This is a genomic window from Curtobacterium sp. KBS0715, assembly GCF_005938005.2.
GTDB lineage: Bacteria > Actinomycetota > Actinomycetes > Actinomycetales > Microbacteriaceae > Curtobacterium > Curtobacterium flaccumfaciens.
On sequence record NZ_VCCA02000001.1, the window covers coordinates 3,165,860 to 3,178,930 of the forward strand.

Annotated in this window: 13 protein-coding genes and 1 riboswitch; of the genes, 4 read left to right on the forward strand and 9 right to left on the reverse strand. The window is 72.7% G+C overall.

Annotated elements, in window-relative coordinates; translation table 11 throughout:
- Positions 1 to 146: 146 nt before the first annotated feature.
- Positions 147 to 1,154: a LacI family DNA-binding transcriptional regulator gene (locus FFG40_RS15000; RefSeq protein ID WP_138803877.1), complete on the reverse strand. Its 1,008-nt coding sequence runs from the start codon at positions 1,152 to 1,154 to the stop codon at positions 147 to 149.
- Positions 1,133 to 3,169 (reverse strand): aldo/keto reductase, encoded by a 2,037-nt coding sequence (locus tag FFG40_RS15005; RefSeq protein ID WP_138803878.1) that lies wholly within the window; start codon positions 3,167 to 3,169, stop codon positions 1,133 to 1,135. The genes FFG40_RS15000 and FFG40_RS15005 overlap by 22 nt, the downstream gene beginning before the upstream one ends.
- A gap of 155 nt (positions 3,170 to 3,324) precedes the next feature.
- Here FFG40_RS15005 and FFG40_RS15010 point away from each other — a divergent pair, with 155 nt between their 5' ends.
- Positions 3,325 to 3,873 (forward strand): TetR/AcrR family transcriptional regulator, encoded by a 549-nt coding sequence (locus tag FFG40_RS15010; protein ID WP_027466318.1) that lies wholly within the window; start codon positions 3,325 to 3,327, stop codon positions 3,871 to 3,873.
- A 66-nt stretch (positions 3,874 to 3,939) separates the two neighbouring features.
- The gene (locus FFG40_RS17185; protein WP_017888559.1) at positions 3,940 to 4,110 is read left to right on the forward strand and encodes a hypothetical protein; all 171 of its coding nucleotides are present in this window, start codon (positions 3,940 to 3,942) and stop codon (positions 4,108 to 4,110) included.
- A gap of 133 nt (positions 4,111 to 4,243) precedes the next feature.
- Here FFG40_RS17185 and ribH read toward each other — a convergent pair whose 3' ends face one another.
- From ribH to FFG40_RS17195, 5 genes are all read right to left on the reverse strand, one after another.
- Positions 4,244 to 4,723, reverse strand: a complete 480-nt coding sequence (ribH, locus tag FFG40_RS15015) for a 6,7-dimethyl-8-ribityllumazine synthase (protein WP_027466317.1) — start codon at positions 4,721 to 4,723, stop codon at positions 4,244 to 4,246.
- Positions 4,720 to 5,409, reverse strand: coding sequence for a 3,4-dihydroxy-2-butanone-4-phosphate synthase (ribB, locus tag FFG40_RS15020; RefSeq protein WP_138803879.1), 690 nt, complete (start codon positions 5,407 to 5,409; stop codon positions 4,720 to 4,722). Before ribB ends, ribH begins: the two co-directional genes overlap by 4 nt.
- On the reverse strand, positions 5,409 to 6,062 hold the full coding sequence (locus FFG40_RS15025) for a riboflavin synthase (protein WP_138803880.1): 654 nt from the start codon (positions 6,060 to 6,062) through the stop codon (positions 5,409 to 5,411). The genes ribB and FFG40_RS15025 overlap by 1 nt, the downstream gene beginning before the upstream one ends.
- 94 nt (positions 6,063 to 6,156) lie before the next feature.
- Positions 6,157 to 6,291, reverse strand: a riboswitch (FMN riboswitch).
- A 311-nt stretch (positions 6,292 to 6,602) separates the two neighbouring features.
- The gene (locus FFG40_RS17190) at positions 6,603 to 8,306 is read right to left on the reverse strand and encodes a hypothetical protein (protein WP_185974246.1); all 1,704 of its coding nucleotides are present in this window, start codon (positions 8,304 to 8,306) and stop codon (positions 6,603 to 6,605) included.
- An 87-nt stretch (positions 8,307 to 8,393) separates the two neighbouring features.
- Positions 8,394 to 9,677 carry a hypothetical protein gene (locus tag FFG40_RS17195; protein ID WP_185974205.1) on the reverse strand — a complete coding sequence of 428 codons (1,284 nt, stop codon included), beginning with the start codon at positions 9,675 to 9,677 and terminating at the stop codon, positions 8,394 to 8,396.
- A gap of 111 nt (positions 9,678 to 9,788) precedes the next feature.
- Between FFG40_RS17195 and FFG40_RS15040 the strand changes: the two genes are divergently transcribed.
- Complete coding sequence (locus tag FFG40_RS15040; protein ID WP_027466313.1) at positions 9,789 to 10,220, forward strand: GNAT family N-acetyltransferase; 432 nt, start codon at positions 9,789 to 9,791, stop codon at positions 10,218 to 10,220.
- Positions 10,221 to 10,236: 16 nt separating this feature from the next.
- On the opposite strand, the gene FFG40_RS15045 is transcribed toward FFG40_RS15040, so the two are convergent.
- Together FFG40_RS15045 and FFG40_RS15050 are read right to left on the reverse strand one after the other, a co-directional pair.
- Complete coding sequence (locus FFG40_RS15045) at positions 10,237 to 10,764, reverse strand: Lrp/AsnC family transcriptional regulator (protein WP_027466312.1); 528 nt, start codon at positions 10,762 to 10,764, stop codon at positions 10,237 to 10,239.
- Positions 10,765 to 10,773: 9 nt separating this feature from the next.
- On the reverse strand, positions 10,774 to 11,340 hold the full coding sequence (locus FFG40_RS15050) for a TetR/AcrR family transcriptional regulator (RefSeq protein WP_138803881.1): 567 nt from the start codon (positions 11,338 to 11,340) through the stop codon (positions 10,774 to 10,776).
- Between the two features lie 119 nt (positions 11,341 to 11,459).
- On the opposite strand from FFG40_RS15050, the gene FFG40_RS15055 reads away from it, so the two are divergent.
- Positions 11,460 to 12,935 (forward strand): MFS transporter, encoded by a 1,476-nt coding sequence (locus FFG40_RS15055; protein ID WP_071247493.1) that lies wholly within the window; start codon positions 11,460 to 11,462, stop codon positions 12,933 to 12,935.
- Positions 12,936 to 13,071: the final 136 nt, after the last annotated feature.

The window sequence follows — 13,071 nt, forward strand, 5'->3', positions numbered from 1 at the left end:
GACGCGGGATGGACACGCGCCCCGTCAGGACTCCGTTAGTGTACCGTCCGGACGGTTTTGGTTGCAAATGCAACTGACGACGGCCGGGAGGCCCGTGGCGGTCCCGCCACGGGCCTTGCGTCCGTCCACTGGTCGCGTCGTCGGGCCTACGCCGATTCGCGGAGCAGCAACCGGTGTCGAACCGTGCGCTCGATGGCCTCGCCCGAGCGCGGCAGCTCGCCCGCGAGCATGCCGAGCGCCAGGTCGAGGGCCTGGCCTGCGACCTCGTCGAGGTCGACGGCCAGCGTGGTGAGCGTCGGCGCGACGAGCGTGCCGAGCGGCAGGCCGTCGACGCCGACCACGCGGACGTCACCGGGGACGTCGACACCGGCACGACGGCAGGCCGACAGCACCCCGAGGGCCAGCACGTCGTTGAAGGCCAGGACCGCGTCCACCCGGCGGTGCTCGGCGAGGATCCGCTCCGTCTGTCCGGCGCCGGCCTCGGCGGTGGGTGCGGACGCGACGACGAGGTCGGGCAGGTACCCGCGACGCCGGAGTGCCGCGACCATCTGCTCCCCGCGCTGGCTCGGCGCGCCGTCGGCCGCGGCGTCGAGCACGACGGGGTGCTTCACCCCGACGTCGACGAGGTGGTCGGCGAGGTCCTCGATCGCGGCGGTCGGATCGATCCGGACCGCGGCGCGGGTCACCGGTCCCGAGGGGTCGAGCTCGACGACCGGGACCGAGCCGAGCCGTTCGATCCACTCCGGCGCACGGGACCCGAGGTAGCCGATCACGACGTCGGTCTGGGCACCGAGGGACTCCACCATCCGGTCCGAGTCGCTCGCGAGCCCGACGTCGGCGAGCATGACGTTCCACCCGCGGGCGGCGGCCAGGCCGAGCACGGCGGAGGCGAGTGCCGGTGCGTAGGGGTTCCGCAGGTCGTTGACGACGAGCCCGAGCTGGTGGTCGCCACCCGTGACGAGCCCGCGGCCGAACCGTGACGGACGGTAGTCGAGCGCAGCCGCGGCCTGGAGCACGCGGTCCTTGGTCGCCGCGCTGATGCCGGACATGCCGTTCATCGCGCGGGTGACGGTCTGCCGGGACACCCCGGCGGCCGCGGCGACGTCGATGATCGTCGCGCGGCCGCCCGGGGTCAGGCGCGGAGGTCCAGCCATGCCACCTGTTCCGGGGAGAGGTCGACGGAGAGGCCGGTCATGGACGACCGGGCCTCCGCGATCGTACGGGGTCCGAAGAGCGGGAACGTCGGGAACGGCTGGTTGAGCACGTACGCCAGCGCGATCGCCGTCGCGGGGACGCCGAACTGCTCGCCGAGCTCCCGCGCACGCCGGAGCCGCTCGAAGTTGTCGTCCGAGTAGTAGCAGCGGACGAGTTCGGCGTCGCTGGTGTCCTCGGGCGTCGCACGGCCGGTGAAGAACCCGCGGGCCTGCGAGGACCACGGCAGCAACGGGACCTGGCGTTCCTCGAGCCAGGCCTTCGATGCCGCATCGGTCGCGTGTTCGCAGCCGTCCCACGGCACGTCGTACGCCTCGGCGAGACCGAAGTGGTTGCTGAGCACCTCGAACCCGTGCTTGCCGTTGGCCCGTGCGTAGGCGTTCGCCTCGTCGAACCGTGCGGGGGTCCAGTTCGAGCCGCCGTACACGCGGATGCGCCCGGCTCGGCGGTGCTCGTCGAGCACGTCGACGAACTCCCCCACCGGGATGTCGGGGTTGTCGCGGTGCATCATGTAGATGTCCGCGTAGTCGGTTCCCTGGCGCTCGAGGCTCTCGAGCAGCTGCCGGGTGATCGACGCCGGGTCACAGTGCGGGGTGTGGGCACCCTTCGTGATGACGACCACGTCCTCGCGGATCCCCCGGTTCTGGATCCACCTGCCGAGCCGGCCCTCGAGCACACCGCCGCCGTAGATGTACCCGGTGTCGAACACGTTGCCGCCCTGCTCGACGAACAGGTCGAAGATCGCGCTGGCGTGTGCCAGGTCGGGCTGGTTGTCGACACCCATCACCAGGCGGGACATCCGCTTGCCGACGCCCGGCACCTCGCCGTAGCGCATCGGGTTGCCGTCCTGCACGGTGAGCGGTCGGCCGGACACCGTCGGGATGTCGGCGGTCTCGGCCTCGAAGGGGTAGCGCAGGCCGATCGCCGCGCGCCACCTGTCGAGCGTGCGGGCGGTGGCGAGGGTCTCGTCGATGGTCATCTGCGCCGCTTCGACCCCGCCGGCACGCAGGGCGTCGGTGGTGGCGTCGGCTTCTCGGGCGTAGGGGTGCTCACCCGCGAACGACAGCGAGCGAGGGGGTTCGTCGACGGTGTGGATCTCGATGGTGGGGTCGTCGCCGAGGGTCCACGGGTCGGTGAGGGTGATCCGGCCGCGCGAGCCGTACACCGACACGGCGTTGTCGTCCTGCACGAAGACGCCGGTCCGGACCGTCGCCGTGGTCCCGCCCTTGTAGGCGAGCTGCGCGACCGTCCACTCGTCGACCCCGGTCGGTCCGAGCGTGCCCGTGGCGGTGATGTCCACCGGCTCGGCGACGGCGACCCCGGTTGCGGCCTGCACGATCGCCGCGGCCATCGTCACCGGGTACCCGCCCACGTCGAGGATCCCGCCGCCGGCGGTGTCGGCGTCGAACAGTCGACCGGTGCGCTCGCCCGTCCGGAAGGCGAACGAGGCGTCGACGTGGGTCACGTCGCCGATCACCCCGTCGCGGATCAGGTCGAGCAGCGCCGCGGTCTGCGGGTGGAAGCGGTACATGAACGCCTCGACGAGCGGCAGGCCGGCCTGGCGTGCGGCGTCGGTGAGCGCCATCGCGGTGCCGTGGTTCACGGCGAGGGGCTTCTCGCAGAGGACCGCCTTGCCGGCCTCGAGTGCGGCGAGCACGAGTCGGGCGTGCCCGGTGTGCACGGTCGACACGTAGACGGCGTCCACCCGCGGGTCGGCGAGGACCTCGTCGTAGGTCCCGGCGGTCACGTCCGCGAACCCGAACCCGGCGGCCTCGTCGGCGAAGACCTGCGCCCGCTTCGCGGACGAACTGCCGGCCGCGACCAGGACACCCCCGCTGGCGGGCAGCTGCGAGAGGAAGCGTCGGGCGATGCTGCCGGGGCCGAGGACGGCCCACCCGGGGCGGTCGGTGGTGGTCGAGGTCGGGGTGGTGGCGGTGTTCGCCGTCTGCGCTGACATGCGGATCCTTGTCGTCTCGTGAACCTTCACGGTCGGCTCGACGCTAGCCGGTACCGGAACGATGAGCAACGGCCCTGCGGCATTTCGTGAGCGTTCACGGCGACCACGGAGCAGCTGTCGTCCGCGCCCCCCGGAACTGCTCCTAGACTCTCGGCATGGCCAGTGCCCGCGACCGTGTCCTCGACAGCTTCGTCGCCATCGTGTGCGAGGAAGGCGAGCGTCCCGCCACGCTCGACGCCGTCGCCGCGCGCGCCGGCGTCTCGAAGGGCGGGCTGCTCTACCACTTCGGCTCCAAGGCCGCCCTGGTCGAGGGGCTCTGCGAACGGCTGTCGGACCTGTCCGCGATCGACGTCGAGCGCATGCAGGAGGCCGAGGACGGCGCCGCGCGCTACTTCGTCCGCAACTGCCTGTTCGTCGGCAGCGAGCTGGACCTCGCCCTGCTCGCCGCGAGCCGCCTGCAGCAGGCCGGTTACGAAGAGGCCGGACGCACTCTCGACGACACCGAGAACGCCTGGCTCGCGACCCTCGTCGACGCCCTCGGCGACGAGCCGACCGCGCAGGCCGTCAAGCTCCTCGGCGACGGGCTGTACCACCAGGCCTCACTCGGTGCGGCGAGCGAGGTGCGACCGAAGCGGGGCAGCGTCGACATGGAGACCCTGCTCACCGTCGTCGACCGTCTGATCGCGACGCGACCGGGAGCGTGAACCGGCACACCCCCGGCTGGGGATAGACTGGGGAACGATCCACTCGTCGACACCCGGAGGTATCCCGTGGGCCGCGTCATCGCCGCTGTTTTCTCGATCCTGCTGCTGCTGGTGTCGATGTACCTGTTCGGGTTCGCCTTCCAGGTGGAGTCGGGCCAGGCCTTCGTCTTCATGGCCGGCGTGCTCCTGATGAGCCTCTCCTTCTTCCTGCCGATCCACGTGTTCGGCAAGCGCTGACCAGCAAGCACTGACCAGCAACGCTGATCAGCAAGCACTGACCAGCAACGCTGATCAGCAAGCACAGACCAGCAAACACAGAACGGCCCCGCACCTCACCGGTGCGGGGCCGTTCTGCGTGGGGTCCGGCGCCTCAGACCAGGACGCGCAGGGACCGCAGCGTCACCGCGGTGCTGATCGCCGCGTGTGCGGCCTCGGCACCCTTGTCCTCCTTGGAGTCGGGCAGCCCGGCACGGTCGAGCCCCTGCTGCTCGTCGTCCAGCGTGAGCACACCGAACCCGACGGGCTTGCCGGTGTCGATCGCGACCTGCGTCAGGCCGCTCGTCGCCGCGCCCGACACGTACTCGAAGTGCGGGGTGCCACCGCGGATGATCACGCCGAGCGCGACCGCCGCGTCGAAACCGGCCTCGAGCGCGGTCTTCGCGACCACGGGCAGCTCGAAGCTGCCGGGGACGGGGATGACGTCGGCCGTCGCCCCGAGCCGCTCGACCTCGCGCTGCGCCCCGGCCAGCAGGCCCGCCGCGATCGTGTCGTGCCACTGTCCGGCGATGATGGCCACCCGGATCCCGGTGCCGTCGACCTGGTCGCGGTCCGCCGCGCCTGCTCCGCTCATCGTGTCGTTCCTTCCGTGGGCGCTGCGGTCGCTGCCGCCGCCCGGTCTGCCGCGTCCAGCCACTCGGCGAGCGCGGCGATGGTGATGACGGGCACGCCCTCGCGTGCCCCGAGTCCGACGAGCGCCGGCAGCCGCATCATGCTGCCGTCCTCGTCGACGATCTCGCAGATCGCCGCAGCGGGCCGGAGTCCGGCCGCGGTGACGAGCTCGATCGCTGCTTCGGTGTGCCCGGCGCGCTCGCGGACCCCGCCCGGTCGTGCACGCAGGGGCACCACGTGTCCGGGGCGGTGCAGGTCGTCGCGCACCGAGGTCGGGTCGGCGAGGACCCGCAGGGTGCGGGCGCGGTCGTGGGCGCTGATGCCCGTGGTCACGCCGACGGCGGCGTCGACGGTGACCGTGTAGGCCGTGCCGCGGACGTCCTCGTTGTGCGCCACCATCGGCGGGAGGTCGAGTGCGTCGGCGATCTCGGTGCTGACCGGCGCGCAGATGAACCCGGACGAGTGCGCCACGGTCCACGCGATCCACTCCGGCGAGGCGAGCTCGGCGGACAGGATGACGTCGCCCTCGTTCTCGCGGTCCTCGTCGTCGACGACGATCACCGGGCGACCGGCCGCGATCGACGCGATCGCGGTCTCGATGCTCGACAACCCGAGTGCCTGCGGGGCGGCACCGACCTCGGCGACCATCACCGGGCCTCCGATCCGACGGTCTCGAGCGAGTGCGCCGCGGCGTCGAGCCGCAGCATGCGGCGGACGTGCCGTGCCAGGACGTCGGTCTCGACGTTCACCCGGTCACCCGGCACGCCAAGCCCGAGCGTCGTCGCCTCGAGCGTCTCGGGGATCAGGCTCACCTCGAACCAGGCCGCGTCGGGCGCGGTGTCCTCGGGCGAGACCGCGCTGACCGTGAGCGAGACGCCGTCGAGCGCGATCGAACCCTTGTCGACCACGAGTGGGCTGAGCGCCGGCGTGAGCGAGAACCGCACGCGCCGCCAGCCGTCACCGTCGGCCGCCTCGAGCACGGTGGCGGTGCCGTCGATGTGACCCTGCACGATGTGCCCGCCCAGGCGGTCGCCGACCGAGGCGGCGCGCTCGAGGTTCAGGCGGTCCCCCACCCGGAGTGCACCGTGGGCGCTCATGTCGAGGGTCTGCTTCATGACGAAGGCGGTGAAGGTCTCGGGGGTCTGCTCGACGACGGTCAGGCAGACACCACTCGTCGCGATCGAGTCGCCGTGCCGGGCGTCCTGCACGACGACGGGGCCGTGGACGGTGAGCGCGACGGAGTCGCCTTGCTGCTCGACGGCGGTGACGGTGCCGAGTTCCTCGATGATGCCGGTGAACACTGGTGTCCTCTCAACGGGACTCCGGGGGCGTTCGACGATCGTCGGCATCGACGGACGGGTCGCACTCCACGGGTCGTGGAGTCGTCCTGTCCGCCCAGCGCGCCTCCCATCCGGACTTTCACCGTCGGTCCCGGAATCCCACCGGGTCAACCTCTGTCGGGTTCGCACCCGTCATCAGTTCGTGGACTGTCACCACCGGCTCGGAATTACACCGACCCCGGAGCGCTTGCGTAGTCGGAACGATACCCCAGGCCGCTGACGGCCGCGCCACGGTGGCAGCGCCGTCGTAACCGGGCGTCTCCCCCGGGCAGGGTGAGAACGTGGCGCCCGCGGTGTCCGGCGTCCAGGCCGCGACGATGCACGAGTCGATCGACGAGCGCTCCGTCGGAACATGCACACGCATCCGATGCGCCGACATGTCCCGACAGGACACCCGTCGATCGTCCGGTGTCCTGTCGGGGAACGCGCACGGCCCGTCGGCGACCGGCGGCCGCGACGACGAGGGGCGCCACCATGGCGACGCCCCTCGTTCGCCTGCGGTCAGTGCCGGCGACGGAGCACGAGCGTGCCCGCTCCGGCGAGGAGCAGCAGGAGCGCGAACCCGGCCGGCAGGACCGGCGAGCCGGCTCCCGTGTAGGCGAGCTCCGGCTGGCCGTCACCGGCCGTGGCGGCTGCCGCGACGGTCGCGGCGCTCGTCCGGACCCCGCCGGTGGCAGTGGTCGTGGTGGTCACCACACCCGCCGTGGAGGCCCGGGTCGGCTCGACGACGCCGACCACGCCGACCACGCCGACCGGGATGGTCGCCGTGCCGGGCGTGGTGCCTGTACCGGTGCCCGTCCCGTCGGTGGGGACGGTGCCCGGGTCCGTACCGGGGTCAGTGCCGGGGTCAGTGCCGGGGTCGGTACCGGGGTCCGTACCGGGGTCGGTACCGGGGTCCGTGCCCGGGTCCGTACCGGGGTTCGTGCCGGTGCCGGGGGTGGTGCTGGTGCCGTCACCGACGATGCCGATCCCGTTGCCGCCGATGGTGATCGGCAGGCTGATCACCGGGGTGACCTGGGTGCCGGAGAGCAGGCCGCCGTCGCCGGAGGTCGAACCGCCGGACGTCGGGGTCGTGGTGCCGGTGGCCGGAGCCGTCGTGCCACCGGTGCTCGTGCCGTCGCCGAGGACGCCGATGCCGTTGCCACCGATCGTCACCGGGACGTCGACGACCGGGGACACCTGCGTGCCCGAGGCCGTGCCGTCCGAACCCGAGGTCGAACCACCGGCCGCCGGAGCGGTCGCGGTTCCGGTACCCGTGCCCGCGGCGGGCGTCGTGCCCGTCGAGGTGCCGGTCCCGAGCAGCCCGATGCCGTTGTCCGCCACGGTGACCGGGATCGAGACGACCGGGGACACCTGCGTGCCCGAGGCCGTGCCGTCCGAACCCGAGGTCGAACCACCGGCCGCCGGAGCAGTCGCGGTACCCGAGCCCGCGGCGGGCGTCGTGCCCGTCGCGGTCCCGTCACCGAGGACGCCGATGCCGTTGCCACCGATCGTCACCGGGACGTCGACCAGGCCGGTCACCTGGGTGCCGGAGAGCAGTCCGTCGGTGCCCGAGGTGGTGGGCGCCGACGGCGCTTCGGCAGCCGGCGCCGGAGGGGTCGCCGACGGGGCGGTGGACGTCGCGGTGCCGTCGCCGAGGACGCCGATCCCGTTGCCGGCCACCGTCACGGGGACGGTCACGGTCGGGTCGACCTGGGTGCCGGAAGCCGTGCCGTCCTCGCCCGAGGTGCTCGGAGCCGGAGCGGCAGGAGCGGCAGGAGCGGCAGGCGCCGGAGCCGGAGCCGGTGCCGGTGCCGGTGCTGCGGGCGCCGGAGCTGCCGCGGGTGCGGCGGCCGAGACGGCGTCACCGGCGACGGCCACGGCGTTGCCACCGACCGTCACCGGTGCCGCGACGTCCGGCACCACCTGGGTGCCCGAGAGCGTGCCGTCCTCGCCCGAGGTGCTGGGGGCAGGAGCGGTCGTGGCCGGAGCCGGAGCCGGAGCGGCGGGCGTGGACCCGGTCGCCGTCGACACTGCGTCGCCGAGCACGGTGATCGCGTTGCCGCCGAGGGACACCGGGGCGTCCACGGCGGGGGCCACCTGGGTGCCCGAGACGATGCCGTCGGCACCGGATGTCGTGGCCGCGTTCGCCGCAGCCGTGCCGCCGAGCGTGAGCCCGCCGACGAAGAGGGCGAACCAGAGCCCTCTGGAGACGTACTTGTTCATGGTCGTACTCCCTGATCGAGATCGTCACCGACCGCGGACGCAGCCGGGATGTGTGCGTGCCTGCCGTGGCGGACAGGCGCACCGATCTCAGTCAGGGGCGACGTCGTGCTCGCCGACCACGGACGCGGGGACCGCGTCGTCGGAGAGCGTGCCGCGAGACCCTGCGGCGAGGGAGACGATGTCGTCGGTCGAGCCGACGATGCCGACGGCTGCTGCGCCGCCGGAGGTCGAGGAAGCGCTGCCACCGAGCACACCGGCGTCGGCTCCGTCGAACGGGAGCCCGTGGCCCTCGCCGTCCGCGGGCACGAGCAGCGCGCGCCCACCGAGGGTCGCGTCCTGCGCCTCGACGGCTGCGACGAGCGGGCCGACCGTGGCCGTCGTGGCGGCTGCGGCGACCGGCTCCGACGGACGGAACCCGGCGGAGCGGTGGCCCAGGGCATCGGCGGCGACGGCGCGTGCGGGCGCCGAGGCGCCCTGCGCGGGGACCGTTCCGGGCCGGACGGGTGCGTTCGCGACCGGCACCGACGGGACGGGCCCGGCGGACGGGTTCGAACCGCCGCCCACCGGGAGTGCGGGGACGTCGACGACGGGGGCCGTGCCTCCTGGCAGGGTGCCGCCGACGGACGGGACGACGCCCTCGACCACGTCGGGGACGGTACCCACGGTCGTGCCGACCGAGCCGAGCGTGTCGTCGACCAGGCCCGTGACCGGGCCGGTGACGGTGCCGAGGGTGTCGTCGCCGAGGACCGTGCCGACCACCGGCACGCTGCCGACCACGTCGTCGACGGTGTCGACGACGGCGGTGACGGGGCGCGTGTCGGTGACGCGTTCCACGGTGCCGGTGACGGGGCGCAGGACGTTCGCGACGGTGTCGGTGACCGGCCGGGAGGCACTGGTCACCTGGTCGACGACCTGTCGCACCGGGCGCGTGGCCGGGCCGGCCGCGGGGGCGGTCGTGGTGGGTGCGGCAGCCGGGGTGGTCGCGGCCGGAGCCGGGGTCGACGGCGCGGCGGGGGCTGCAGGAGCCGGAGCGGGTGCGGGCACGGGGGCCGGAGCGGGCGCCGCAGGAGCAGGTGCCGCAGGAGCAGGAGCAGGTGCGGGCGCTGGTGCCACGGCCTTGCGGACGGGAGCCGTCACGCCGCCGACGACCTTGCCGACCTCGCCGGTCACGCCCTGCACGGTGCCACCGACCCCCTCGACGACGCTGCCGACGAGGCCGCGCTGCTCGGTCGGGGCGCCAGAGGTCGTCGCGGCGGAGGCCGGTCGCGCGCCGAGGAGCAGGGACAGCAGCACGAGGGCGGCGAGGGTCCCGACGCCCAGCAGGACGATGCGGAGTGCGGCGCGCCAGGGTGCGCGCAACGGGTGGTCCATGCGCTCACCTCCTGATCTCGGCTGCGCACGTAGAGTGGTTGACCGGCAATGTACGCCGATCCGGTCCGGAACACACCCTGTTTCGGAAGAAATTCTCAGGAAGGGCCGTCCGTGGTCTCGATCTTCAACGCTCCGACCCGCAACCTGGACATCGTCACGCTGCACGAGATCCTGCGGCTCCGCCAGGACGTCTTCGTCGTCGAGCAGGAGGCCGCGTACGGCGACATCGACGGCCGTGACCTCGAGCCCGGCACCGTGCAGTTCTGGGCCGGCAACGGTTCGGTGGACGCGACGCTCCGCCTGCTCCGCGAGCCCGACGGCACCGAGCGCATCGGCCGGGTCGCCACCGCGAAGCACGCCCGCGGCCAGGGACTCGGCGCGCAGCTCATGGAGGCCGCGATCGCCGAGTCCCGCTCGCCGAGCATCGCCCTCGGTGCCCAGTCGCACCTGGAGCAGTGGTACGGCCGCTTCGGCTTCGTGCGCTCGGGGGACGAGTACCTGGAGGACCGCATCCCGCACATCCCGATGACCCGGAAGCGCTGACCCGGGTTTCCGCGCGTCAGGCCCGCCAGCGCCGCAGTTCGTCGAACGAGCGGCCCTGGGTGGCCCGGTCGGCGACGAGCCGTTCGAACACGATGTTCGTCTGCGTCGTCGCCACCGAGGGGTCACCGCTGAGTTCGTCGGCGACGAAGTCGCGGAGCTGCTCGGTCGACTCGCACGCGATGTGCACGAGGAAGTCCTTGTCCCCAGCCAGGAACGACACGTCCTGCACGACGGGCACCCGCAGCAGGCGCTTGGCGAAGTCCCGCAGTTCGTGGCGGGCCGCGGCGTGCACCCGGACGGACACCATCGCCTCGATCGAGAACCCGAGCCGGGCGACGTCCACCTCGGCCCGGTAGCCGCGGATCACCCCGGCGTCCTCGAGCGCGCGGACCCGTGCCAGGCAGGTCGACGGTGCGATGCCGACGGCGGCCGCGAGCCGGTTGTTCGGGATCCGGGCGTCGGCCGACAGGGTCCAGAGGATGCGCTCGTCGACCTCGTCGAGGCGCGGAGCGGGGTCGGGGCGACGTGCGGGACGGTCGGACACGGCTCGACGCTACCGCGGCGGTGCGAGCAGGGCGCGGAGGGCGTCCTCGAGCGCGGCCGACACGACGGCGTCGTCGGCGGATGCCAGCGGTTCCACCGCGGTGGACTGCCGGAGCATCGACATCCCGAGCACCACCGCCAGCGCGATCTCGGCACGGACGAGCAGCTCCTCGGACGCCGCACCGCCGACCGTGCCCGCGAGCCGTTCGGCGTACCGGCGCAGCGTCTCCCGGCGGATGGCATCGGCGCCGTCGTCGCCGGAGGACCGGAGCAGGAGCATGAGCTGCAGGGAGTCGTCGTCGGTCGGGGCCCGCACGATGTGCGTGATGATGCCGGTCAGCGCCCGTTCGAGGCCCTGTTCGCTCGTCTCCTCGGCCCCCAGGTCGCGGACGACCCGGTCGAGGCAGGCGCGGAAGAGCCCCTCCTTGGAGCCGAAGTACCGGTTGATGAGGGCGACGTTCACCCCGGCGTCCCCGGCGATGTCGCGCACCGTCGTCCCGCGGTACCCGTCGAAGGCGAACCGACGCCGGGCGGCCTGCACGAGCAGGAGTCGGGTGGCCGCGGCGTCCTTGCTCATGGAGCGCAGCCTATCGGTCCTCACAGGGATGTAAGCAAGCGTTGACATGCTCCCTCGAGCGCGTACGCTCGTGATGTCAGCAATTGTTTACATCGACTACCACGACGACACGGAGCACGATGACCGACACCATGCAGAGCCCACGGACCGGCTCGCACCCCACCACCGACGGACGCCGGCCGAACAGCACGGCGATCATCGTCTACCTGTCCCTCGGCGGCCTGTCCTTCGCCGTCCTGCAGTCGCTCGTCGCCCCGGCACTGTCGACCATCGGGCAGGACCTCGGCGCCTCCACCAGTGCGACGAGCTGGGTGCTCACCGCCTACCTGCTCTCCGCCTCGGTGCTCACGCCGATCCTCGGTCGCCTCGGCGACATGATCGGCAAGCGCAAGGTCCTGATCGTCGTGCTGTCGATCCTGCTCGTCGGCGCCGTGCTCGCCGCCCTCGCACCGAACCTCGGCGTCCTGATCGTCGGACGGGCGCTGCAGGGTGCCGCCGGAGCCGTGATGCCGCTGTCGATCGGCATCGTGCGTGACGAGCTGCCGAAGGAGAAGGTCAGCGTCACGATCGGCCTGCTGTCCGCGATCTTCGGCATCGGCGCCGGTGTCGGCATCGTCGCCGCCGGACCCATCGTCGAGCACCTGTCGTGGCACTGGCTGTTCTGGCTCCCCGCCGTGCTCGTCGTCATCGCACTGCTCGGCGCGGTCTTCGGCATGCCGGAGTCCCCGGTGCGGAAGCCCGGCCGCCTGGACATGGCCGGCACGTTCGTCCTGGCGGTGTCGCTCGTCGCGATCCTGCTCGCCGTCAGCGAGGGCGAGACCTGGGGCTGGGGCGACGGCAAGACCATCGGCCTGCTGGTCCTCGGCGCCGTCGCACTGGTCGTGTTCGTCCTGGTCGAGCTCCGGGTCGCCGAGCCGCTCATCGACGTCCGGCTCTTCGCGGTCCGCGGGGTCTGGACCGCCCACGTCGTCGCACTCGTCTTCGGGTTCGCGATGTTCGGCACCTTCGTCCTCGTGCCGACGCTCCTGCAGCTCCCGACGGCGCTCGGCTACGGCTTCGGCAAGGACGTGACCCAGGCCGGTCTCTTCCTGCTGCCGACCGTCGTGATGATGGTCGTCGCCGGGCCGATCGCGGGCATCCTGGTGCGCAAGGTCGGCCCGAAGCCGCCGATGCTCATCGGCGGGTTCGCCATCGTCGCCGCGTTCGTGCTGCCGGCCATCGCACACGCCGAGCTGTGGCAGGTGGTGGCCTCCGGCGTCCTGACCGGCATCGGCATCGGCATGGCCCTCGCCGCCTGCTCGAACGCGATCATCGAGAGCGTCCCCGCGAACCAGACCGGTGAGGCCATCAGCGCCAACACGGTCGTCCGCACCATCGGCTCGAGCGTCGGCACCGCCGTCATCGCAGCGCTGATCACCTCGCACAGCACGCCGCAGGGACTGCCGACCGACGACGCGTTCACCATCGGGTTCTGGGCGTGCACCGGCGTGGCGGTCGTGGCCGTGCTCGCCGCGCTCGCCGCGCCGTCGATGCGCGCCCGCCGCGCAGCGGCCGCCGCCCGTGGGATCGACGACCTCGAGGAGGTCACCGAGTAGGGCCGTGGGCCCGACCACCCGGGAGGCCCGTCCAGCGTCGTCGACGCGGGGCGGGCCTCCCGTCCGTCGCACAACCTGGGAACGCACCGGGCGCGCGCGAGTCGGCGTGACGATCATCGGACCGGTCGCGTCCCGT